Annotated in this window: 16 protein-coding genes and 1 tRNA gene; 16 read left to right on the plus strand and 1 reads right to left on the minus strand. The window is 64.0% G+C overall.

All coding sequences use genetic code 11. The features are described 5' to 3' along the window. Nucleotides 1–3 precede the first annotated feature (3 nt). The 11 genes from ileS (at nt 4) to FLG15_RS06105 (ending at nt 13,622) form a co-directional block, all read left to right on the plus strand. Nucleotides 4–2,835: an isoleucine--tRNA ligase gene (gene ileS / locus FLG15_RS06055; RefSeq protein WP_150145688.1), complete on the plus strand. Its 2,832-nt coding sequence runs from the start codon at nt 4–6 to the stop codon at nt 2,833–2,835. Nucleotides 2,836–3,146: 311 nt separating this feature from the next. Beyond that, nucleotides 3,147–3,665, plus strand: a complete 519-nt coding sequence (gene lspA / locus FLG15_RS06060; protein ID WP_057677382.1) for a signal peptidase II — start codon at nt 3,147–3,149, stop codon at nt 3,663–3,665. A 66-nt stretch (nt 3,666–3,731) separates the two neighbouring features. Continuing rightward, on the plus strand, nt 3,732–4,682 hold the full coding sequence (gene ispH / locus FLG15_RS06065; RefSeq protein ID WP_014089639.1) for a 4-hydroxy-3-methylbut-2-enyl diphosphate reductase: 951 nt from the start codon (nt 3,732–3,734) through the stop codon (nt 4,680–4,682). Nucleotides 4,683–4,758: 76 nt separating this feature from the next. Then, nucleotides 4,759–4,834 (plus strand) — tRNA-Thr (locus FLG15_RS06070). A 360-nt stretch (nt 4,835–5,194) separates the two neighbouring features. Then, nucleotides 5,195–6,130 carry a ubiquinol oxidase subunit II gene (gene cyoA, locus FLG15_RS06075; protein ID WP_011346764.1) on the plus strand — a complete coding sequence of 312 codons (936 nt, stop codon included), beginning with the start codon at nt 5,195–5,197 and terminating at the stop codon, nt 6,128–6,130. Beyond that, nucleotides 6,130–8,130 (plus strand): cytochrome o ubiquinol oxidase subunit I, encoded by a 2,001-nt coding sequence (cyoB, locus tag FLG15_RS06080; RefSeq protein ID WP_003484298.1) that lies wholly within the window; start codon nt 6,130–6,132, stop codon nt 8,128–8,130. The genes cyoA and cyoB overlap by 1 nt, the downstream gene beginning before the upstream one ends. Next, nucleotides 8,127–8,759, plus strand: a complete 633-nt coding sequence (gene cyoC / locus FLG15_RS06085; RefSeq protein WP_008577121.1) for a cytochrome o ubiquinol oxidase subunit III — start codon at nt 8,127–8,129, stop codon at nt 8,757–8,759. The genes cyoB and cyoC overlap by 4 nt, the downstream gene beginning before the upstream one ends. Then, nucleotides 8,759–9,094 carry a cytochrome o ubiquinol oxidase subunit IV gene (cyoD, locus tag FLG15_RS06090; RefSeq protein ID WP_017156584.1) on the plus strand — a complete coding sequence of 112 codons (336 nt, stop codon included), beginning with the start codon at nt 8,759–8,761 and terminating at the stop codon, nt 9,092–9,094. Before cyoC ends, cyoD begins: the two co-directional genes overlap by 1 nt. Nucleotides 9,095–9,261: 167 nt before the next feature. Beyond that, nucleotides 9,262–11,142 carry a M61 family metallopeptidase gene (locus tag FLG15_RS06095; protein WP_209225444.1) on the plus strand — a complete coding sequence of 627 codons (1,881 nt, stop codon included), beginning with the start codon at nt 9,262–9,264 and terminating at the stop codon, nt 11,140–11,142. A 290-nt stretch (nt 11,143–11,432) separates the two neighbouring features. Further along, nucleotides 11,433–12,824, plus strand: coding sequence for a DNA repair protein RadA (radA, locus tag FLG15_RS06100; protein WP_057679519.1), 1,392 nt, complete (start codon nt 11,433–11,435; stop codon nt 12,822–12,824). Nucleotides 12,825–13,235: 411 nt separating this feature from the next. Further along, on the plus strand, nt 13,236–13,622 hold the full coding sequence (locus FLG15_RS06105) for a DUF805 domain-containing protein (protein ID WP_057679520.1): 387 nt from the start codon (nt 13,236–13,238) through the stop codon (nt 13,620–13,622). 528 nt (nt 13,623–14,150) lie between these two features. Here the strand turns inward: FLG15_RS06105 and FLG15_RS06110 are convergent. After that, nucleotides 14,151–14,942, minus strand: coding sequence for a response regulator transcription factor (locus FLG15_RS06110; RefSeq protein WP_057679521.1), 792 nt, complete (start codon nt 14,940–14,942; stop codon nt 14,151–14,153). A 338-nt stretch (nt 14,943–15,280) separates the two neighbouring features. Between FLG15_RS06110 and FLG15_RS06115 the strand changes: the two genes are divergently transcribed. The 5 genes from FLG15_RS06115 to FLG15_RS06135 all read left to right on the plus strand — a co-directional run bounded on the left by FLG15_RS06115 (nt 15,281) and on the right by FLG15_RS06135 (nt 24,299). After that, nucleotides 15,281–16,368, plus strand: a protein-coding gene (locus FLG15_RS06115; protein ID WP_223842567.1) for an IS3-like element ISXcd1 family transposase whose coding sequence is annotated in 2 segments (ribosomal slippage) — nt 15,281–15,533 and nt 15,533–16,368 — 1,089 coding nt in all. Because the reading frame shifts where the segments join, the coding sequence is not laid out codon by codon here. 647 nt (nt 16,369–17,015) lie between these two features. Next, nucleotides 17,016–18,371: a helix-turn-helix transcriptional regulator gene (locus FLG15_RS06120; RefSeq protein WP_170922306.1), complete on the plus strand. Its 1,356-nt coding sequence runs from the start codon at nt 17,016–17,018 to the stop codon at nt 18,369–18,371. A gap of 207 nt (nt 18,372–18,578) precedes the next feature. Then, nucleotides 18,579–20,447, plus strand: a complete 1,869-nt coding sequence (locus FLG15_RS06125; RefSeq protein ID WP_057679523.1) for an ATP-binding protein — start codon at nt 18,579–18,581, stop codon at nt 20,445–20,447. A 25-nt stretch (nt 20,448–20,472) separates the two neighbouring features. After that, nucleotides 20,473–22,797 (plus strand): tetratricopeptide repeat protein, encoded by a 2,325-nt coding sequence (locus tag FLG15_RS06130; RefSeq protein WP_057679524.1) that lies wholly within the window; start codon nt 20,473–20,475, stop codon nt 22,795–22,797. Between the two features lie 659 nt (nt 22,798–23,456). Further along, nucleotides 23,457–24,299 (plus strand): STAS domain-containing protein, encoded by an 843-nt coding sequence (locus tag FLG15_RS06135; protein ID WP_017159688.1) that lies wholly within the window; start codon nt 23,457–23,459, stop codon nt 24,297–24,299. Nucleotide 24,300 lies beyond the last annotated feature (1 nt).

Here is a 24,300-nt window from a genome sequence, read left to right on the forward strand (position 1 = left end):
CCTGTGACCCAAGACTACAAAGCCACTCTTCATCTGCCTGCGACGGAATTTCCGATGCGTGGCGACCTGCCCAAGCGCGAGCCGGCGATGCTGGAGCGCTGGGAGCGCGAGGGCTTCTACGCGCAGCTGCGTGCCAATGCCGCTGGCCGCCCGTTGTTCGTGCTGCACGACGGACCGCCGTATGCCAATGGCCAGATCCATCTCGGCCACGCGGTCAACAAGATCCTCAAGGACATCATCGTCAAGTCCAAGTACCTGGCCGGCTTCGATGCGCCGTACATCCCGGGCTGGGACTGCCATGGCCTGCCGATCGAGATCGCGATCGAAAAAAAATACGGCAAGGTCGGCGTCAAGCTCGATGCGGCGGAATTTCGACAGAAATGCCGCGAATACGCGACCGAGCAGATCGATCTGCAGCGGCGCGATTTCAAGCGCCTGGGCGTGATCGGCGATTGGGACAATCCGTACAAGACACTGGATTTCCGCTTCGAAGCCAACGAAATCCGCGCGCTGGCCAAGGTGGTCGATAACGGTCATCTGACCCGCGGCGTCAAGCCGGTGCACTGGTGCTTCGATTGCGGTTCGGCGCTGGCCGAGGCCGAGATCGAATACGCCGACAAGGTGTCGCCGACGGTGGATATCGCCTATCCGGCGCGCGACCCGGGTGCGGTGGCTGCCGCATTCGGCGCGAGGCTGCCGGCGGGCGTGGGCGTGGCGGTGCCGATCTGGACCACCACGCCGTGGACGCTGCCGGCGTCGCTTGCGGTGAGTCTGGGCGCGGAGCTCGACTATGTGCTGGTCGAAGGCCCCGCCGATCGCGGCCAGCCGCGCTGGCTGGTAGTCGCCGAAGCGTTGGCTGCCAAGGCGCTGGCACGCTACGGCGTGGGCGAGGTGGTGGTGCACGGCCACGCCAAGGGCGCGGCGCTGGAACAGATGCTGCTCAATCACCCGTTCTATGCCGAACGCGAAATCCCGCTGTTGCTGGGTGATCACGTGTCGGCCGAGGAAGGTACCGGCGCGGTGCATACCGCACCCGGCCACGGCCAGGAGGACTATCAGGTCTCCAAGCAGTACGGCCTGCTGGAGCGTTACGGCGCGGCGCAGATCAACCCGGTGGACGGGCGCGGCGTGTATCTGCCGTCGACCTCGCCGCTGGGCGACACCGTGCTGGCCGGGCTGCATATCTGGAAGGCGAACGAGGTCATCATCGAGGCGCTGCGCGAGACCGGCGTGCTGCTGGCGGCCAGCAAGATGGAGCACAGCTATCCGCATTGCTGGCGCCACAAGACGCCGATCGCGTTCCGCGCCACGCCGCAGTGGTTCATCTCGATGGAGCAGGCCAACCTGCGTGCCGACGCGCTCAAGGCCATCGAAAACGTGCATTGGTATCCGTCCTGGGGCCAGGCGCGTATCGCCGGCATGGTCGACGGGCGCCCGGACTGGACCATCTCGCGGCAGCGCACCTGGGGCGTGCCGATCGCCTTGTTCGTGCATCGCGAAACCGGCGAGCCGCATCCGCGCAGCACCGCGTTGCTGCGCCAGGTCGCCGACCGCGTGGAGCAGGGCGGCGTGGATGTCTGGTACACGCTGGACGCCTCCGAACTGCTCGGGAGCGAGGCGGCCGACTACGAGAAGATCACCGACATCCTGGATGTGTGGTTCGACTCCGGCGTGACGCACGAAGCGGTGCTTGCGGATCGTGGCCTGCCCAAGCCGGCCGACCTGTATCTGGAAGGTTCCGACCAGCACCGCGGCTGGTTCCAGTCGTCGCTGCTGAGCGGCGTGGCGATGGACAAGGTTGCGCCGTACAAGCAGTGCCTGACCCACGGCTTCACCGTGGACGAACACGGCCGCAAGATGTCCAAGTCGCTGGGCAACGGCATCGAACCGCAGGACATCATGAAGACGCTGGGCGCTGACATCCTGCGCCTGTGGATCGCCTCGGCCGATTACAGCAACGAGATGTCGCTGTCGCAGGAGATCCTCAAGCGCAACGCCGATGCGTATCGCCGGTTGCGCAACACCGCGCGCTTCCTGCTCGGCAACCTGCACGGTTTTGACCCGCTGCAGCACCTGGTGGCGCTGGACGAGATGGTCCTGCTGGACCGCTGGATCGTGCATCGCGCACACGAGCTGCAGGAAAAAATTGTGGCCGCCTACGCGCGCTACGATTTTGCCGAGATCGTGCAGGCGCTGCTGAATTTCTGCAGCGTGGACCTGGGCTCGCTGTACCTGGATGTCACCAAGGACCGCCTGTACACGATGGCCGAGGACGCACGCGGCCGCCGTTCGGCGCAGAGCGCGATGTATCACGTGGCCGAGGCATTCGTGCGCTGGATCGCGCCGGTGTTGAGTTTCACCGCCGAGGAACTGTGGGGCTACCTGCCGGGCCAGCGTGCCGACAACGTGCTGTTTTCCACTTGGTACGACGGCCTTGCGCCGTTGCCGGCCGACGCTGCATTGACCGGTGCGGATGTCGACAAGTTGCTGGTCCTGCGCGAGCAGGTGGCCAAGGTGCTGGAACCGATGCGTGCCAACGGCGCGATCGGTGCGGCGCTGGAAGCGGAAATCACCGTGGCCGCCGATGCGCAGACCGCCGCGCGCTGGCAGCCGCTGGCCGAGGAGCTGCGCTTCTTGTTCATCAGTGGCGATGTCACCGTGATCGCGGCCAGCACCGACGACATCTTCGTCAGTGCGCAGCCCACGACCAAGGCCAAGTGCGTGCGCTGCTGGCATCACCAGGCCAGCGTGGGCAGCGACCCCCGTCACCCCGAACTGTGCAGCCGTTGCGTCAGCAATATCGAAGGTCCGGGCGAGCAGCGTCGCTGGTTCTGACGCCGCTGTGCCGGCGGTGCGTGGCGGGGATCTCGCCACGCACGGCTGGCCTCTGGCGCTGGCGCAGCCCGCGTCAGCTGCCGGGGTAGCCCCGGTCGCCCTGCGGCGAGGCGGCCATTCCGCCGTGCGCCTGGCTTGCTGAAGCTTGGGGCATGCATCGGGGCGGGGCGGCGCGGCTGGTCGAGCCGCCCGTGCCATCCTTGTCCGCCTGCAATCGTGCATCTGTCGTTTTCTGCCGCTGCCGTCACTGTCTCCCACCCAGGCGTCTTCTCCGGCATCGGAGGAGCGGCCACCAACTGCGATCCTTCGACATGAGTCAACGCCCCAATCCCTCGGCCCTGATCTGGCTGCTGCTCTCTGCGCTGGTGGTCGGCCTGGACCAGTGGAGCAAGGCCTGGGTGCTGTCCAGCCTGCCCGAGTACACCCCGGTGCCGGTGATCGACGGCTTCTGGAACTGGTACCGCACCTACAACACCGGCGCGGCCTTCAGCTTTCTGAGCGATGCCGGCGGCTGGCAGCTGTGGTTCTTCACTGCGTTGGCGGTGGGCATCAGCGGCCTGCTGGCGTTCTGGCTCTCGCGCACTGCGCGCGGGCAGTGGCGCAGCGCGCTGCCGTATGCGCTGGTGATCGGTGGGGCGATCGGCAACGTGATCGACCGGCTGATGCACGGCCACGTGGTGGATTTCATCCAGTGGTACATCGGCAGCCACACCTGGCCGTCCTTCAATATCGCCGACTCGGCGATCGTGGGTGGCGCGATTGGGATTGCCGTGTTCGGGTTGTTCGACAAATCCGGCACGCAGGGGCAGGGAACCGGGAATCTGCGCTGAAGCCTGCCTGCAGGCGCGTGCCGCCCGGTCCGACCCCGCACCCCTCAGTCCCGTAGAATGCCCGCCATGGATGTCCTGCTCGCCAATCCCCGTGGTTTTTGTGCCGGTGTCGACCGTGCGATCGAGATCGTCAAGCGAGCGATCGAGACGCTGGGCGCGCCGATCTATGTGCGGCACGAGGTCGTGCACAACCGCTTCGTGGTCGACGACCTCAAGCAGCGTGGGGCGATCTTCGTCGAAGAACTCGACGAGGTGCCCGACGATGCCACCGTGATCTTCAGCGCGCATGGCGTCTCGCAGGCGGTGCGCCAGGAAGCCGAGCGGCGTGGACTGAAGGTGTTCGACGCCACCTGCCCACTGGTGACCAAGGTGCATTTCGAGGTGGCGCGGCACTGCCGGGCCGGCCGCGACGTGGTGCTGATCGGCCATGCCGGGCACCCGGAAGTGGAAGGCACGATGGGGCAGTGGAGCCGCGAGCGCGGGGCGGGCACGATCTATCTGGTCGAAGACATCGAACAGGTCGCCACGCTCGATGTCCGCCAGCCCGATAACCTTGCCTACACCACCCAGACCACGCTGTCGGTGGACGACACCATGGGCATCATCGAAGCCCTGCGTGCGCGCTACCCGGCAATGCAGGGGCCGCGCCACGACGACATCTGCTACGCCACCCAGAACCGCCAGGACGCGGTGCGCGATCTGGCGCGCCAGTGCGATCTGGTGCTGGTGGTCGGTTCGCCCAACAGCTCCAATTCCAACCGCTTGAGCGAGCTGGCCCGGCGCGACGGGGTGGAGTCCTACCTGATCGACAACGCCAGCGAGATCGACCCGGCCTGGATCGTTGGCAAGCAGCATATCGGCCTGACCGCCGGCGCCTCTGCGCCGCAGGTGTTGGTCGATGGCGTGCTGGCGCGCCTGCGCGAACTGGGCGCGGCCGGCGTCTCCGAACTGGAAGGCGAGCCGGAATCGATGGTGTTCGCGCTGCCTAAGGAGCTGCGCTTGCGTCTGGTCAGCTGACGCGACGCCCTCCGGCAGGGCAAAGCACCCGCAGCGATTGACCCGAGGGGCGCTGCGCTCCTACAATTCATGGCTCGCCGGAATAGCTCAGTTGGTAGAGCGGCGCATTCGTAATGCGTAGGTCGTAGGTTCGATTCCTATTTCCGGCACCACGCTACAAGACTGGGTCGGCCTGTGCCGGCACAGTTGCGTTTTGAAGCGTCGAGCGCCGTGTTTCACGCATTGCTCGCGTGTGTTGCAGCCACGCAGGCGCTTCCCGTTCGGCGAACGCAACGGCGCAATTCTTGCCTCGCGCTGCGCTGCGACAACATGTCGCACAAATTGGCGCGCTTTTATTGCGTCAGATCATTGCCAATGGGTTTCGTGCAGGTGCAGCAAAGACTAAAATTAGCGCGCTAACCCGCGTCTTCGGTCTGCGCAGTCCATCTCCTCCAGGAAGACAGCTGCGTCGGGTACATCCCACGACGGATACGACGAACGAGGCTGGCGTTCCTTCGCACTTGGATCGACCGATGATTCCGCTGAAACAGCTCGGGCGTTTACTTCGTCCAGGTCTGATGTTGCCCTTCCTGCTGCTGGCAGGCTGCAACTCGGCCATCCTCAATCCGAAAGGCCAGATCGGCCACGACGAAAAGCAACTGCTGATCACCTCGGTGGTGCTGATGCTGATCGTGGTCATCCCGGTGATCGTGATGACGATTGCGTTCGCGTGGAAATATCGCGCATCCAACACCAAGGCGCGCTACGAGCCGGACTGGTCGCACTCCACTGCCATCGAAGTGGTGGTGTGGTCGATCCCGTGCGTGATCATCCTGGTGCTGGCGGTGCTGACCTGGCGTTCGTCGCATGCGCTGGACCCCTACCGGCCGCTGGATTCGGACGTCAAGCCGATCAACATCGAAGCGGTGTCGCTGGACTGGAAGTGGATGTTCATCTATCCCGACCAGAACATCGCCACCGTCAACGAGATCGCGTTCCCGGTGCACACGCCGCTGAACTTCAAGATCACCTCCGACACGGTGATGAACTCGTTCTTCATCCCGCACCTGGGCACCATGATCTACGCCATGGCGGGCATGGAAACCAAGCTGCACCTGGTGGCCAACGAGCCGGGCGAATACTTTGGCCTGTCGACCAACTACAGCGGCCACGGCTTTTCGAAGATGAGCTTCAAGGCGCACGCCGTCGATCAGGCCGGCTTCGAGGCCTGGGTGGCCAAGGTCAAGGCCTCGCCGACCGCGTTGAATGCAGCCGAGTACCAGGTGCTGGCAGCCAACCGCAACGACAAGGAACAGTATCCGGTCACCTACTACTCGTCGGTGCAGGACGGCATGTTCCGCTCGCTGGTCGACAAATACATGAATGGTCCGGGCCACAGTAAGGGCCACGGCGACCATCAGGCATCGGCTACGGAGCCGGTCGCCATGTGCACTTCTGGAGACAAGTGATGCTAGGCAAACTCACCATCGAGGCAGTTCCGTACCACGAGCCGATCATCATGGTCGCGCTGGGTGGTGCCGGCCTGCTCGGCCTGCTCATCGCGGGCGCCATCACCAAGTACAAGCTGTGGGGCTATCTCTGGAAAGAGTGGTTCACCTCGGTGGATCACAAGCGCATCGGCGTGATGTACATCATCGTGGCGTTGGTCATGCTGCTGCGCGGCTTTGCCGACGCGGCGATGATGCGCACACAGCAGGCGCTGGCCGGCGGCGGTGGCGAAGGCGTGCTGCCTCCGCATCACTACGACCAGATCTTCACCGCGCACGGCGTGATCATGATCTTCTTCATGGCCATGCCGTTCATGACGGGCCTGTTGAACCTGATCGTGCCGCTGCAGATCGGTGCGCGCGACGTGGCGTTCCCGTTCCTGAACTCGCTGAGCTTCTGGCTGTTCGTGGCCGGTGCGGCGCTGATCAATATCTCGCTGGGTGTCGGTGAATTCGCCCAGACCGGTTGGCTGGCGTATCCGCCGTTGTCGGGACTGGAATACAGTCCGGGGGTCGGTGTCGATTACTACATCTGGGCGCTGCAGGTGTCCGGTTTAGGCACCTTGCTGACCGGCATCAACTTCTTCGTGACGATCATGCGCATGCGCGCGCCGGGCATGACCCTGATGCGCATGCCGATCTTCACCTGGACCGCGCTGATCACCAACATCCTGATCATCGCCGCGTTCCCGATCCTGACCGTGGCGCTGGCGCTGCTGGGTGCCGACCGGTACCTGGGCACGCACTTCTTCACCAATGACGGTGGCGGCAACGCCATGATGTACGTCAACCTGATCTGGATCTGGGGCCACCCGGAGGTTTACATCCTGATCCTGCCGGCGTTCGGCATCTTCTCCGAACTGATCGCCACCTACAGCCGCAAGCGCCTGTTCGGCTATACCTCGATGGTGTACGCGACCTCGTGCATCGGCGTGCTGTCGTTCGTGGTGTGGTTGCACCACTTCTTCACCATGGGTTCGGGTGCCAACGTCAATGCCTTCTTCGGCATCACGACGATGATCATCTCGATCCCGACCGGCGTGAAGATCTTCAACTGGCTGTTCACCATGTTCCGCGGTCGCGTGCACATGACCTCGCCGGTGCTGTGGACGATCGGTTTCATCATCACCTTCACCATCGGTGGCATGACCGGCGTGATGCTGGCGATTCCGGCCGTGGACTTCGTGCTGCACAACAGCCTGTTCCTGATCGCGCACTTCCATAACGTCATCATCGGCGGTGTGGTGTTCGGTTACCTGGCGGGCCTGACCTACTGGTTCCCGAAGGCGTTCGGCTTCAAGCTCAACGAGAAGATCGGCAAGGCCTCGTTCTGGTGCTGGATCATCGGCTTCTTCGTCGCCTTCATGCCGCTGTACGTGCTCGGCTTCATGGGCATGACCCGTCGCATGAACACCTACAACCACCCCGAGTGGGCGCCGTGGCTGTACGTGGCCGCGGTGGGTGCTGCGATCATCGGCATGGGCATCTTCTTGAACCTGGTGCAGATCGGTTACAGCGTGTGGAAGCGCAAGGAGCATATGGACTACACGGGTGATCCGTGGGATGGCCGTACGCTGGAATGGGCAACCTCCTCGCCGCCGCCGTTCTACAACTTCGCCGTGCTGCCGCACATCGACGACCGCGACCAGTTCTGGGCCGACAAGCAGAATGGCAAGGGCTGGGTGCGTCCGTCCAAGTACGAAGCGATCCACATGCCGCGTAACACCGGTGCCGGCGTCTATATCGGTGCCTTCAGTGTGCTGCTGGGCTTCGGTCTGATCTGGCACATCTGGTGGCTGGCCATCATCGGCCTGGTGGGCATGATCGGCAGCTTCATCGCACGTACCTTCGATGACGACATCGATTACTGGGTGCCGGCCGACGAAGTGGAGCGCATCGAAAACGCACGTTTCGCCCTGCTCGAACAGCAACAGGCGGCGCAGGCCGCGAAGGTGGTATGACCATGGCTTCCTCGACCACGCTTGACCACGCCGCCCACGCGGGCGGGCACGATCACGACCACGAACATCACGACGGCGGTGGCAACACCGTCTTCGGGTTCTGGGTCTACCTGATGAGCGACTGCCTGCTGTTTGCCGGTCTGTTCGCCACCTATGCGGTGCTCTCCGGCGCCACGGTGGACGGGCCGACCGCCAAGGAGCTGTTCGATCTGAAGTTCGTGCTGGTGGAAACCTTCCTGCTGTTGTTCAGCAGCTTGAGCTTCGGCTTTGCGATGATCGCCGCGCACAAGCGCAAGATGGGCGGCCTGTACGGCTGGCTGGCCGTCACCGCGCTGCTGGGTATCGGCTTCCTGTGCATGGAAGTGTGGGAGTTCAATCACCTGATCCATGAAGGTGCCGGCCCGGGGCGCAGTGCGTTCCTGTCGGCGTTCTTCACCCTGGTGGGTACGCACGGTCTGCACGTGGCCTCCGGCCTGCTGTGGATGGCCGTGCTGGTGATCCAGATTTCCAAGAACGGCCTGACCGCGCGCAACAGCACGCGTCTGGCGTGCCTGAGCCTGTTCTGGCACTTCCTGGACATCATCTGGATCGGTGTGTTCACCGTCGTCTATCTGCTGGGAGCGCTGTAATGGCCAATCACCACCACACCGATACCGCTGCCGACGCGCATGCCGGCGGCCTGAAGTCCTACCTGATCGGCTTTGTGATGGCCGTGATCCTCACCGTCATCCCGTTTGCGATGGTGATGAGCGGCGCGTTCTCCAAGGGCGTCACTGTCGTCGTGATTTCGGTCATGGCCGCAGTGCAGATGCTGGTGCACATGGTGTACTTCCTGCACATGGACCGCACGCCGGAGCAGCGCTCCAACGTGCAGGTTGGCCTGTTCTCGCTGCTGATCATCGGCATCGTGATCGTCGGCTCGCTGTGGGTGCTGCACAACATGAACGTCAACATGATGCATTGAGACGGCGCTACGCCGGATCACAGCAAGGTTGAGGAAGAGGTCGCCAGTGATTGGCGGCCTTTTTTTATGCGTCAATCGCCCGCAGCATGACCAATGGCATACGGTCAAGCACAGGCAGGCGCTTAGCATCATGGGCTTGCCTGTTCCAGGTCACCTGCGGAGTTGCGATGAAAATGCCCACCCTGTTGTCCGTGTCGTTGTTGGCGGCGTTGTCGCTGCCGGCAGCTGCGCAAACCGCACCGCCGCAGGACGTGCCGTTCGATGGCACCTTGAAGATCGACGTGGATGCCACCGATCTGGCGCACCGCATCTTCAAGGTCAAGACCACCATGCCGGCCAAGCCCGGCCCGATGACGCTGCTCTACCCGCAGTGGATTCCGGGCAATCATTCGCCGACCGGGCCGATCGACAAGCTCGCCGGCCTGGTGATCAAGGTCGATGGCAAGGTGGTGCCATGGAAGCGCGACCAATTCGACGTCTATGCGTTCAAGGTGGATGTGCCACAGGGCGCCACCGAACTGACGGCCGAGTTCAAGTTCCTCTCGCCGCAGGCCGGCAACCAGGGCCGGGTGATGATGACCCCGGAAATGCTCAACCTGCAGTGGAACACCACGGCGCTGTACCCGGCCGGTTATTTCGCGCGCAACATCAAGGCGCAGGCCAGCGTCACGCTGCCGGCCGGCTGGAGCTATGCCACGGCACTGGAAACCGATCGCCGCGTGGGCGACACGGTGAGCTTCAAGCCGATCGATTTCGACGACCTGGTCGATTCGCCGATGTTCGCCGGCAAGTACTACAAGCGCGTGGAACTGAGCACCGGCAAGCAGCCGGTCTACCTCAACGTGTTCGCCGATGAAGCCAAGTCGCTGGAGGCCAAGCCCGAGCAGATCAAGGCGCATGCGGCGCTGGTGCAGCAGATGGACAAGCTGTACGGCGCGCGTCACTTCGACCATTACGAATTCCTGTTGGCGCTGACCAAGAAGCTGGGCGGCATCGGCCTGGAGCATCACCGTTCCAGCGAAAACAGCGGCCCGCCGAATTACTTCACCGAGTGGGACAAGAGCTGGACCATGCGCGACCTGCTGGCGCACGAGTTCAATCACTCCTGGAACGGCAAATACCGCCGCGGCGCCGACCTGGCGACGCCGAACTTCAACGTGCCGATGGGCGACAGCCTGCTGTGGTTGTACGAAGGCCAGACCCAGTTCTGGGGCGAAGTGGTGGCCGCACGTTCCGGCCTGTGGACGCAGGACCAGGCACGCGAGATGCTGGCCGGCGTGGCGGCAACCTACGAGCGCGGCCGCCCCGGCATGGGCTGGCGCACGGTGCAGGACACCACCAACGACCCGACCATGTCGATGCGGCGTCCCAAGGCGTACCGCAGCTACCAGATGAGCGAGGACTATTACTCCGGCGGCCAGATGATGTGGCTGGAAGTGGATGGCAAGCTGCGCGCGCTGACCAACAACAAGCGTTCCATCGACGATTTCGCCAAGGCGTTCTTCGGCATGAAGAACGGCGATTGGGATGTCAATCCGTACACCTTCGACGACATCGTGAGCACGCTCAACGGCGTGGCCGCCTACGACTGGGCCAGCCTGTTGCGCGAGCGCATGGACGGGCACGGTTCGTTGAATGGCGGCATCGAAGCCAATGGCTGGAAGCTGGTCTACACCGACGAGCCGAACCTGGCGATCAAGACCTACGAGAGCAACGAGAACGACGTCAGCCTGACCTATTCGCTGGGCCTGTCGCTGGAAGGCTCGGGCGAAGTCAACGAGGTGTTGTGGGACAGCCCGGCATTCAATGCCGGCATCATCAACGGCAACACCCTGGTGGCCGTCAACGGCCGCGCCTTCAGCGCCGATGTGATCAAGGATGCGATCAAGGCGGCCAAGGGCACTACGGCGCCGATCGAGCTGCTGGTCAAGCGTGGCGACCGCTACGAAACCGTCCGCATCGACTACCACGGCGGTCTGCTGTACCCGCATCTGGAACGCATCGCCGGCAAGCCGGATCGCCTGAGCGAGTTGTACAAGGCGCGCTGAGTGGCGCATGCCCACGTCGTTGCCCGACGTGGGATCAGCGGAATCCAAGCGGCATGGCCGGTGGTCACCGGTCATGCCGCCGTTGTGTGAGCGCAGCCGGTCACCGCTTGCACTGCACATCAGCAAGCCGTCGACTTGCCCGATTCCCGATTCCCGATTCCCGATTCCCGATTCCCGAATCCCGAATCCCGAATCCCGAATCCCGAATCCCGAATCCGCAAAGCCCTGCGTCGCGCACACTGAGACCGTCAGCCACTATCCTGCTGCTTCAACAACGATGGGCAAGAGCGATGGCGAAGGCGAAAACGGCCTATGTCTGCGGCGAGTGCGGCGCCGAGTACACCAAGTGGCAGGGGCAGTGCACCGAATGCGGTGTCTGGAACACGCTGAGCGAAATCGTGCTCGAAAGCGCCACGCCGGGCGGCAAGGCATCGCCAGCGGCATCGCGGCGTAGCGGCTGGGCCGGCAAGACCGAGGCGCCCAAGATCACTGCACTCAAGGATGTGCAGCAGACCGAGCAGGCGCGCGTTTCCACCGGTATCGGCGAGTTCGATCGGGTGTTGGGTGGTGGGCTGGTGGAAGGTGCGGTGGTGCTGATCGGCGGCGACCCCGGGATCGGCAAGTCGACGCTGCTGCTGCAGGCGCTGGCGAGCATGGCCTCCACGTTGCCGGTGTTGTATGTGACCGGCGAAGAATCGCTGGCCCAGGTGGCAGGGCGCGCGGTGCGCCTGGACCTGCCGCTGGAAGGCCTGAACGCCCTGGCCGAAACCGGCATCGAAAACATCCTGCAGCATGCCAGCGTGGCGCGGCCGAAGCTGATCGTGGCCGATTCGGTACAAACCTTGTGGACCGAGTCGTTGAGCGCAGCGCCGGGCTCGGTGAGCCAGGTGCGCGAGAGCGCAGCCCGGCTGGTGCGCTACGCCAAGGAAACCGGCACCGCGGTGTTTCTGGTCGGCCATGTGACCAAGGAAGGCGGCATCGCCGGGCCCCGCGTGCTCGAGCACATGGTCGATGCGGTGCTGTATTTCGAAGGCGAGAGCGGCAGCCGGTTCCGCCTGTTGCGCGCGTTCAAGAACCGCTTCGGTGCGGTCAACGAACTGGGCGTGTTCGCGATGGGTGAGAAGGGCCTGAAGGAAGTCTCCAACCCATCGGCGATTTTCCTCTCCGGTGGCAGCACCCAGCAGCCCGGCAGTTGCGTGATGGTCACCCGCGAAGGCACCCGCCCGCTGATGGTGGAGGTGCAGGCGTTGGTGGATGCCTCGCCGTTGTCCAACCCGCGTCGGGTGGCAGTGGGTCTGGAGCAGAACCGGCTGGCGATGCTGCTGGCGGTGCTGCATCGCCACGGAGGCATCGTGGTGGGCGATCAGGACGTGTTCGTCAATGTGGTGGGCGGCATCCGCGTGCAGGAAACCGCGGCCGATTTGCCGGTGCTGCTGGCAGTGCTGTCGTCGCTGCGCGACCGGCCGCTGTCCGAAAAGACCATCGCGTTCGGCGAAGTGGGCCTGTCCGGCGAAATCCGCCCGGTGCCCAATGGCGAGGACCGGCTGAAGGAGGCAGCGACGCATGGCTTCAAGCGCGCCATCGTGCCCCGCGCCAATGCGCCCAAGACCACCAGCATCAAGGGCATGGACATCATTGCCGTGGAACGCTTGAGCCAGGCATTGGAAGCGGCGGCCGACTGAAGCCGCGCGCCTTGCCGATGTTGCGATAGGCCGGGTTGGCGGCCGGCGAATGCGTCGGAAGCGCCGCCTGGGCATGTTCCAGAGCAGCTGCCGCCATCGTTCCGGCCAGCTGCCGGGCGACCATCGAGCATCGTCCGGCTTGGTCACCCCTGGTGCGGCCGTGCTGCCGCTCAAGAAACGCTGGGTGCAGGGGGCGTCGCGTGCCTTCGGACCTGCTGCGGGACGCGGGCATGGCATGTGTCGCAGGGCGACCGGACGCCCACAAACCGTTTGTCGGACAAACACCGGGATTTGCATTTGCTTGTCGAGAAAGCGTTTTCAGAAAGAGTGGGGCTATGGCAACATGCGCGGCCCGTTGCCCTGTGCACCGGATCACACACACTGCTCACTGCCGTTTTCAGGAGAATCACGATGGAATGGATGTTGCTGCCGCTCAAGCGTTACGCCGACTTCAACGGTCGCTCGCGCCGCAAGGAATACTGGATGTTCGCGCTGATGCAGTGCTTGGTGCTGTTCGTGTTTGGCGGCCTGTTTGCCGTCGCCGCATTGGCATTGGGGAACGAGAACGGCCCGGGTGCGCTGGCTTGGTTGATCTGTGCGGTCATGGTGATCGTTTGTCTGGCGTTGATCGTGCCCGGTATTGCAGTCACGGTGCGCCGCCTGCACGACCAGGACAAGTCCGGCTGGTTTTATCTGATCAGCCTGGTGCCGTACGTTGGTGCTTTCGTGTTGCTGGTCTTCATGTGCATCGAAGGCACGCCCGGCCCGAACCAGTACGGCGAAAATCCCAAGCAGTAACTCGCGTTATGAACGCGGACAACGGCGCAGGAGTTTCCTGCGCCGTTGTTGTTTGTGCGTGTGCCAATCGTGCCATTGCGCGCTTTGCAGAGGCGGACGGCCACCGCTGCGTGCGTGACAGTTGCCAGCAAGTCTGTGCGCTGCAAAGCGCGCGCCCGCATCGGACCCACAGAGATGGACGGCGGCGACACCGCGACATGCTTGAGGCGTCTTGCGCTGAGCGGTCCCGGCGCAGCAGGCAGTGCTGCATGTGATGCTGCGGCATCGCTTCATAGATGCGGCGATGTCACTCGACCCTGATCAGCATGTGCGCTGCATCATGCAGCGAACGATGCCGCTGCAGGCGCATGGCCGGTACACCTGCAGAACTTGAGTGACGGCACAGCATGCAGGCCGAGGGCGCGTGGAGGCCGCGCTGTCATCGATGCCGTGCCGACGCACGTGGTGTCATCAAACTGCCTTCGCTGTAACGCAAGCGAAACTGCGCAATGCAGGTCGCAGATGGCTTCTCTGCAGCGGTGCGCTTGCTCAGCAGGCAGCTGCGTGATGTGCAGGGCCAAGACTTGGGCTGACGGCCTTGCTCATCGTCGTTGCCTCGGTATCGTGCAGCGCGAGCTCCAGCTTGTAGCCGTGCGAGTAGACGGTTCTGATGCGGACTGCGCTGCTGTCACTGCTCAGCTGCAGTTTCTTGCGCAACTTGTAGATGTGCTGTTCCATGGTGCGGTCGGTGAATTCGGTATGGCTGCCCCAGACCGCCTTGGCCAGCTGGCAACGCCGGAAGCACACACCGGGGCTGGAAAAGAGCAGCCAGGCAATCGAGAACTCGCGTGCGGTCAATACGATCGGTTTGCCTTCCAGATAGACGGTATTTTCATCGCGGATCAGCTGGTATGGACCAACGCTCAGGTGCTGCGTCTCCGGGCAGGCATGCGCCACCGGCGATATCGCCAGGACCGCGCGCACGTGCAACTCGTGCGAATTGAAAGGCAGTGCAAGGACCTCCTGCGCGCCTGCGCGATACCAGGCCAGAATGCTGTCGGCGCAATCGAAACGTCCAAGCACGATCAGCGGCGTGGGCTGGCCGCTATGGCAGCGCTGCCAGGCCAGCAGTGAACTGTCATCGGCGGCGACACAGCTGGCATCGAAGATCAGCAGCTCGCACGGCGAGTGCCGCAGCGAACGCAGAAGCTCCAGTTCCTCGGAAAACGTCGAGACGTTGCGCGCGAGCGGTGCAAGGCTGGCATTGATCTGCGAGACCAAGCGCGCGTCCTGCGTCAACAGAAACACCGATCCGGCGTTGGAGGGGGAGTGGTCGTTCATTCAGGCGGCCTTCGCGTGTCGGCGTACAAGCCACGCATGGGACGGGCGCCGGTACTGGTTGGCCAATGCCAGGACAAAATCCATCTTCAAAGATCGCTGCATCGTCGGACCAGTCGGTTGGCGGGGGAGTGTCCAGCGGAGCTGGCAGAATGGTATGTACCATTGCGGAGGCCAAAAGTTTCACGCTTGCATACGTGCCTTCGGATTTGTCGACAGCGGCTTTAGCTCGCGCTCATTTAGACGTAACAGAGCTCTTACAGAGAGGGCATGGTAATCCCCCCACAGGTTAGCTGACGCCAGAAGTGGAATTTTCTCGTACCCTTTTCCGAGGAGGTTCCATGAAGACATCCCGCTTCACCGACAGCCAGATCATTGCCGTCCTCAAGCAGGCCGAGGCCGGCACGCCCGTGCCGGAGTTGTGCCGGGAACACGGCATCAGCTCGGCGACGTTCTACAAGTGGCGCAGCAAGTTCGGCGGCATGGACGCATCGCTGATGTCCCAGCTCAGGGAGCTGCAGGACGAGAACCGGCGCCTGAAGAAGATGTACGCCGATGCCCAGCTCAGCGCCGACCTGCTGAAGGAGGCGATGGCAAAAAAATGGTGAGGCCATCTCAACGCCGGGAGATGGCCCGATGGGCCGTAGATGGTGGCCACACGAACATCCGGCATGCCTGCCGGACCTTTGCGGTGAGCGAGACCTGCTTTCGCTATCAAGCCAAGGCCAGCGAGGAGAACGCCCGGATTGCCGATTGGCTGGTGCGGTTGACCACAACCTATCGTGATTGGGGGTTCGGCCTGTGCTTTCTGCACCTGCGCAACGTGAAGGGCTTTGGCTGGAATCACAAGCGGGTGTACCGCATCTATCGGGAGCTGGAGTTGAACCTGCGGATCAAGCCGAAGAAGCGGCTGGTGCGCGAGCGGCCAGAGCCGTTGGCGGTGCCGGAGACGATCAACCAGGTCTGGTCGATGGATTTCATGCACGACCAGCTGGCCGACGGCCGCAGCTTCCGGTTGTTCAATGTGCTCGATGACTTCAACCGTGAGGGTCTGGGCATCGAGGTCGACTTATCGCTGCCATCGGCCCGGGTGATCCGCTCGTTGGAACAGATCATTGACTGGCGCGGCAAGCCAAACGCCATTCGCTGCGACAACGGCCCGGAGTACATCAGCGGCGCGCTGCTAGCTTGGGCACAGCAGCGCGGGATTCGGATCGAGCACATCCAGCCAGGCAAGCCGCAGCAGAATGCCTATGTCGAACGTTACAACCGCACCGTCCGCTACGCCTGGCTGGCCACAACGTTGTTCGACACCATCGAGCAGGTTCAGGACAAGGCCACGCGCTGGCTATGGACGTACAACCATGAGCGCCCCAACATGGCGCTCGGCGGTATCACGCCAGCAATGAAATTGGCGATGGCCGCCTAGCTCCACTTTTGGCGAACGCTCAAAGCGGGGGGATTACCGCATGTCTAGTCCGCATGCATCGCTTGGCACCGTGCGTGTGACCAGTGACATTTCGGTTGCTGAGGTCTAGACCAATCTATTGCGATTGGTGGTGTGATCGCGCGTGACTGGAATAGGTCGGCAGCGATTGTCGCCGTGTCATGCCTGCTCTTTTCGATCAAACGCCTCTCGGCATACCTGTCCGTACAGTTACTGGGCATCGCATTCGATCATCGCCGACAAGCATCGACGCGTCTGCAAGCGGCGCGTTCGCAGACGTTGTCCGACTGTACCGAAAGAGTGGCGTAGACCGGCGAGATCAATACTTGACCGCATGGCACGAAATGTCTGGAGTACGACAACGACGACGCGTTGCAAAGCGCTTTACGCCCGGAAGAAAACGCATCGACTGGATGATTGACAGAGTGAGCTTTTTTGATTTTTTCAATGGCTCCGAGAGGGAATTTCTATTGGACCCGCTGCATACAATCGTTTGCGCCCGCGAGTTCGGCGCCTGTTGTCTTTTGCTCCGCCCCCCAAAGAGAGAGACCGGCATGATCCTTTCCACCTACTTTGCAGCGATCTCTGCGTTGTCTTACGCAGAACGTCTTCCTACCTATACGAGCAGGATGCTGGTTGGTGCTTGGCCACAGGGACTGCAACATCTCCAACAGCGACGCGACGGACAGGGCGCAGCGGATGGCGCCGACGATGAGGTGAGCTTGTTCGGTGCCAGCGGCGATGCGCTGCTGATCCTGGAATATCAGGAAGAGGCCGAAGATGCGTATCGGCAGGCCTTGAAGGCAATGCGCGGGCATCAGCGCCAATTGCGCCTGCTGTCGTGCCGGAACACCGCCTGGTTGATGCTGAGCCAGCGACGCCTGAGCGCGGCGTTGAATTGTTTCGCTCAGTTGGCAATGGACCGCGAGACGCCGCCCAGCCTGTGCGGCGAGAGCCTGCTGGGCAAGTCGCTGACCCACTTCCATCTGGGCCAGAGCACGTTGGCCTTGCAGACCCTGGAGCGTGCCCGCGAGGTGCTGGCCGAGCTGGAGAGCGGGGCGTCGGATTGGCTGCGGATTGCCACTGCGCTGCGTCTGGACATGATTGCGCAGCTGCGTATCCGTCGCTCCGACCGCATGAGCGACCACGTGTTCTGGCAAGCCACGCTGCGTCAGGAAGATGCCACGCATGCGTTCGAACCCAGCGACCTGCGCGCCTGCATTGCCGATCTGGCAGAGAGCATGCCGGTGCTGGCGCAGCGTATGCGGCATGTCCGCAGCCTGTTGCGTATTGCCGGCGGCGACACCTTCGGCTTCGACGCGCAGATCGACGCATTGCCGGCCGCGGCCACCGGCTGCCCACCGTGCGCGCGCCAGGACGCGCAGGTGGAACTGGCGCTGGCGGCATTGGCGGTGGGCCGTGCCGATCTGGCCGAGCGTGCGCTGGCCGGTGCCGGTCGGCATCATGCGCCGCGCTGGAACCTGGAGTTCGAGTACTGCCAGGCCAAGATCAGCCAGGCGATGGGGCGCACCGAACAAGCGTTGCTGCTCTACAACCGCTACGCGCTGGACGCGGTGCAGTGCCTGCGTAGCGAAGTCCAAGCCCCGCGCTTGCTGGAAAGCGGCACCCCCGCGCACGTCAGCGACGATATCTCCGCCCGGTTGCCGGCCAAGTATCGGCGCGCCTACAGCTACATGATCACCAATGCGCATCGCTCGGATCTGTCGATCAACGAAGTGGCCGCGCAGATCGGGGTCACCGGGCGCGCGCTGCAGCAAGCGTTCAAGTCGGCTACCGGGCTCTCGCCGACGCAGGTGCTGCGCCGTTACCGGATGCAAAGCATCCGCGACGAATTGCTGGCCGAAGGCGGCTGCGGCAGTGTGTTGCAGGCGGCCAGTCGCTGGGGCGTCGGTAGCCGTTCGGCGTTGGCCAAGGGCTATCGGCAGCACTTCAACGAGGCGCCGATGGAGACCTTGCAGCGGTAATTTCCGCAACCCACGGGTTGGTAGCGCTACCGATCCGTGGAGGTCAATCCGGCGTGCGGTGCAGTGCGTCGCTGTACGCAACGGAGGGCAGGGATCAAACTGAGACGTGCGTGCAATGTGGGTTCCGGCTATCCTTTCCGGCTGGCACTGGCACCCAGGTGACGCGTCCGAGGATGGGCATCGTCGCCGAGGAAACGACGACCGATCATGCAAGATCCCACCCCCGGGGCGACCGACGCCTCGCAGATCCGCCGGGCAGGCGTCGATCTCAATGGACTGATGTCGGTCCTCAGCAAGCACCTGTATTCCACCCCGGTGGTGGCGCTGCGCGAGCTGGTGCAGAACGCGCACGATTCCATCCTGCGCCGTCGTCTGGAACAACCCGATTGGCACGGCGAGTCGCGCATCGAGGTGCATGCCGATACCGCGCAGGGCATCGTGCGCATCGTCGATACCGGTGCCGGACTGACCCAGCAGGAAATACACGACTACCTGGCTACCGTCGGCGTGGGCTATACACGCGGGCTGCGCCAGGGCGGCCACGAGGACAGCGGCCTGATCGGCATGTTCGGGCTGGGCTTCCTGTCCGCCTTCGTGCTGGCGCGGCGGGTGACTGTGCGCACCACCTCCTACCAGTCTCCCACGCTGGGCCATTGCTACATCTCCAGCAACGCCGAGCAGTACACGGTCAGCCCGATTCCCGCGCGTGCGCAGGTGGGTACCGAGGTGGTGCTGGAATTGCACAGCGAGTATCTGGCGTTGGCGCAGGAAGGCCGGCTGGGTGAGATTCTGTCGCGCTATTGCGCGCTGCTGCGCGAGCCAATCTGGATCGGCGCCGCAACCCAGCCGATCAATCCCGAGCCGCCGCCGTGGCGCGTGCAGGACGCCGTGCCGCTGCATCCGGTGCAGGCCTGGCGCCGTCAACGCGAGTTCGCCGCGCGCTTCGAGCGCAATTTCGAGCCGTTGTGCTGCATGCCGGTGCGTGCGGAAGAGGGCAGCGATGCGGTCGGCCTGTTGTGGGTGCAGGACGGTGCGACCTACGGCACCAGCGACAACCGCAATCTCTCGGTGTTCCTGCGCGGCATGTTGCTGGATGACAACGCGCGCGAGTTGCTGCCGCCGTGGGCAGGCTTCATCGGTGGGGTGATCGAATCCAATCGGTTGACGCCCACCGCAAGCCGCGAAGACCTGCAGCGCGATACGGTCTATAGCGCGGTGCAGCACGCCTTGTCCGAGGCGTTGGTGCAGGGCCTGGCCGATGTGGCGCGCCAGCAACCGGAGGCATGGCGACGCATCCTGCTACGCCATAACGAAGCCCTGCTGGGTGCGGCGTTGTGCGACGAGCGCCTGTTCGAATTGCTGCTGGAACACGTGCGGGTACCCACATCGCAAGGCGATCTGCCAGCGCAGCAATTGCCGTCGCGCGGTGCGGTGCATGTGATCCTCGATAGCGACAGCGGTTTCGAAGAAATGCTGTTCCGTGCGATGGGCGTGCCGGTGGCTTATGGCAACCGCTATGCGGTGGTGCCGTTTCTGCGGCGCTGGGCGCAGGTCAAGGGTGTGCGTCTGGTCGAGCTGGGCACCGAGCAGGGCAACCGCCAGTTGTTCCAGCTGGACACGCTGCCGGCCGACGAACTGGCCTGGCTGGAACAGCAGCTTGGCGATGGCGAAGCGTTGGTGCCGGCGCGTTTCAGCCCGCAGGAATTGCCGCTGGTGGTGGTGCCCGACCGCGAGGCCGAGCTCAAACGCCGCCTGGAGCAGGACGAAAACGACAAGCGCGTTTCCACCGCCGCGTTGCGCCTGGCGCGGCAATTCACCGCGCGCATCGAAGCGCGACAGACCCAGCGGCTGTATCTGAATCTGGATAATCCGGCGCTACAGGCCTTGCTAGGCGCGCAGCGCGCAGGCAATCGGCAGGCAGTGGTGGCGGCACGCTTGCTGCGTGCGCTCAAGGTGATCGTCTCGGCGCAAGGGCGTACGCAGCCGCAGCCGGGCAGCACCGAATCGGGTGCTTCCGATCTCAACAAGGCCTTCGGCGATTTCGCCGAGACCGTGACCCAATTGTTGGCGCGCTGACGCGCCGCATCGCAGGAGCGACACGATGGAAATCTGGAACTGGGTAGAAAAGCTGCAGGACGATCTGGGCGAAGCCGGGCAGCCGCAAAATGCGCAGCTGTTGACGCGGCTGACCGACCACATCTGCGATCTGCAGATCGACCGTGCCGAGGCCTTGCTGCCGGAGGCGCGTGCGCTGGGCAAGACGCTGGCCAACCCGTGGCTGGAGGTGTTCGTCGGGCATTGGGAAATGCGTAACCGGGTCGGCAACCTGTGCGAAGGCGAACGCGCGCTGGGCGATGCGGTGGCGCTGTTCGAGCGTGCGCATCGCGCCGACGCAGTGGAGTGCCCGCAATCGGTCTGCGTGACCCAGGATCTGGCCGCGTGTTATGCCAACATCGATGGCCCGGGCTGGGTGGAAGAACGCATCGAGGTGTGCGACGAAACCCTGGGCCGCATCGACCCGAGCTGGTCGTGTTACCAGTGCCTGAGCTGCGAAAAAGCCGATGCATTGCTCGATGACGGGCGTGGTGACGCGGCGCTGCAGTATCTGGAGCAGCAGTCGCAGACCATCCTGGCGCATGGCGGCGAAATCTACGACGGCGTGCCGGACATGCGCATCTCGATCCTGCTTGCGCTGGGGCGTGCGCAGGAAGCGCTGGCGCTGGTGGAACAGCGCGAACGCGACGCCGCGCGCGAAGGCGTCGAGTGGGCCAATTGCAGCCAGCCGCGGCGCCTGCAGAAAGCGCGCGCATTGGCGCTGTTGCAGCGCGATGACGAGGCCATGGAAGCGCTGCTGCCATGGCGCGAGATTGCGCCGCGGTATCGCCTGCACTGGCTGCGCGCGGTGGCGGTGCTGGTGACGCGCGCGCCCGAGCGCAATAGCTGGGACCTGGGCAGCCGCGTGCAGCAGATGCTCGACCATTACGCGCAGGTTGGCGCGTATCGCATCCTGATCGAAGCGGCCGAGCTTGCGATCGGGTTGGCACTGCAACGCGGCGCGGTGTGGACCGCGCAGCGGCATCTGGCGCTTGCGCGCGCGCATCTGCCCAAGCTGCGCCACGACCGCGGCGCAACGCAGTTGCTGGATGGCCTGGCCGCGCGCATCGATGCAGCGCCTGCGGGCGAGACTGCGCCGGTACCGGCCGCACACCTGCTGGAATGGTTGAACGCGCAAGGCGAGGATGTGGTGCGCAATCCCGAACGCGAAGCGCAGTGGCTGCTGCAGGCCGTTGCGCAGTGCCCGGACGATGCCGAACTTGTCGATACCACCGCATCGGCCTTGAGCGCCTGTGCGGCCGACGAAGAAGCGATCGCACTGCTGTGGTCGTTCGTGCAGCGGCATGCCGATCGCGAAACCAGCCCCACGTTCCGCCTGATGAATCTGTTGCTTGGCCGCGGCGACGAAGCAGGTCTGCGCCGTTTGGTGCAGCTGTATCGCCCACAGGTGCCGGTGGCGGCGTTGTGGTGCGAGGCGCAACTGGCGCAGCGGCTGGCCGATTGGCCGGCGCTGGAGCAGGCCTGCACCGCACTGTTGCAGCTGTCGCCCGGCTCGCATGGTGCGCGTGGGCTGCTGGCGCGCATGTATCTCAACACCGGCCGGTTTGCCGAGGCCGCCGCGGTCTATCGGCAACTGACCGAACTGCTGGAGGAGCCGCGCTCTGCGCATTGGGACCACATGACGGCGGCCAGCGCGGCGCAGGATTGGGACGCGGTGCGTGCCTCTGCGCAGGCGATCGGCATGGAGCTGAGCAACACCAGCGGCGTGGTCGAAGAAACGTGGGGCTGGGTCATCGTGCGCTGCATCGACGATGGCGAAGCGGTGGAGTATTACGCGCGCCGTACCGGCCCGGTCACTGCACGCATCGTCGAAAACGCGCCTGCACATCGGCGCCAGCATGTCGGCGACTGGGTGGTCTTCGACGCAGAACTGTTGTATCCGCCGCCGGAAGACGAGGCCGAGCGCGAGCGTTTCGTGCCGACCTACGCGCAGGTGCATGTGCTGCAGGCCGGCGGTTATGCGAACAGCTGGCTGGTCGACGGCGTGCATCCCGGCGAAGACGCCATCAATGCGTTGCGCGAGGAGGTCGAAGCGCGTGGCTGGACGCTGTGGCTGCACAGTCGCGACGACTATCGGGTGATCGACCCGGAAGACCCGGACAGCTTCGATCCGGAACAGGCCGGTTCGGGGCTGCCCGGGGTGCTCTTCACCGTGGCCTTGCCGGAAGCGGTTGCGCCGCTCGAACTGCATCGCGCCTTGCTCGCAGCGACAGCGCAGTGGCCGCACGCGATGTGCTGGCTGCGGCTTGCCGAAGCCTGCGGCCAGGATCCGCAGCCGCATTTGGACGCAGTGGAGCGCTACGGGCTGTAAGGCAGCGATCGGCGTGATTGGATGGCAGGTGTCGCCGGGGTTGGGATGGACATTGGCGATCGTGGCGTGCGTTCGAGCGCCACGCTGGATGCGCGGCGCTGCATCCGGCGTCGAGAGCACGCGCATGGCTCTTCCACAACGCGGTGGCATCCGTGCCGGCACGCCCTCTCGCGTCTGACATGCCGCCACACCGTCGGCAGGGCGATGACGCAAATGCAGGCCCTGCGTGCAAGCGCAAGGCGCAGCGCTCCGTCACGGCCGCTTCTGCGGCATTTGGTCTTGTTGGTGTCCATCGTGCCGAGGGAGCTTGCCATGGCCCTGGCAATGCCGATCGGGACGCATTGCCGCAGGCTCAGGACGCAGTGACGTGCCGTTGATCGGCCATCGCCAGGGCTGAGGGCGATGGCACGCTGCGGGCATGGTTTTGCCTTGCACGCGCAATGGCGCAGCGCATGTCCGCAGGCGTGGACCGGCGCACGTTCGGCATGTGCGTCGCAATGTCACACTGCACGCGTGGGCCGGATGACTGCTACAGGTTGGCTCGCTGGTTGGCCAATCTGAGTTGCTTTATTCTGCTGCGCATCGGCGTGGGGGCGCCGCGTCGGTCGGGCGCAGTCCAGCCCGCATGCCCAACCTCTCTTCTTTTGGTGGGTGATCTCATGGTGGCATTGCAGCAGCGCTCGATCGATGCGATTGGTGGCCAGGAACACGCGTTGTTGGCCGCATGGTTGGAGTCCAGCCTGGGCAACGATGCGCGTCTGTCGCGGCAGGAGTTCGAAGCGCAGGCTGGCGAATTCCTGCGCTTGCTGGTGGCCTCGTTGAAGCACGACGGTAGCAGCCTGGACAGTGCCGAATGGAGCGAGGTGCGTCGCTTCCTGGAAAATCTCTCGCGCGACCGCGCCACGCGCGGTTTCGATTCGCAGGAAACCGCCAACTTCATCTTTTCGCTCAAGCGCGTGTTGTTTGCGCTGGTGCAGCGCGAATACGCCAGTAGCCCGGACGAACTGGGCAAGCAGTTGTGGGCGTTATCGGAATTGCTCGACCGCCTGGGCTTGTACACCGTGAAGGTTTTCCAGAAGACCCGCGAAGACATCATCGTGCGTCAGCAGGAAGAGATGCTGGAGCTGTCCACCCCGGTGGTGAAGCTGTGGGAGGGCGTGCTGGCACTGCCGATGATCGGTACACTGGATTCGCAGCGCACCCAGGTGGTGATGGAATCGCTGTTGCAGCGCATTGTCGACACCGGCTCGGAAATCGCCATCATCGACATCACCGGCGTGCCCACCGTGGACACCCTGGTGGCGCAGCATCTGCTCAAGACCGTGACCGCGATCCGGCTGATGGGGGCCGACGCCATCATCAGCGGCGTGCGCCCGCAGATTGCGCAGACCATCGTGCATCTGGGCCTGGACCTGCAGGGGATCGTGACCAAGGCCAACCTGGCCGATGCCTTGGCGCTGGCGCTCAAGCGCACCGGCGTTGCCGTCAGCAAGGCAGACTGAC

The organism is Xanthomonas phaseoli pv. dieffenbachiae (genome assembly GCF_008639345.1).
Taxonomy (GTDB): Bacteria; Pseudomonadota; Gammaproteobacteria; order Xanthomonadales; family Xanthomonadaceae; genus Xanthomonas; species Xanthomonas phaseoli.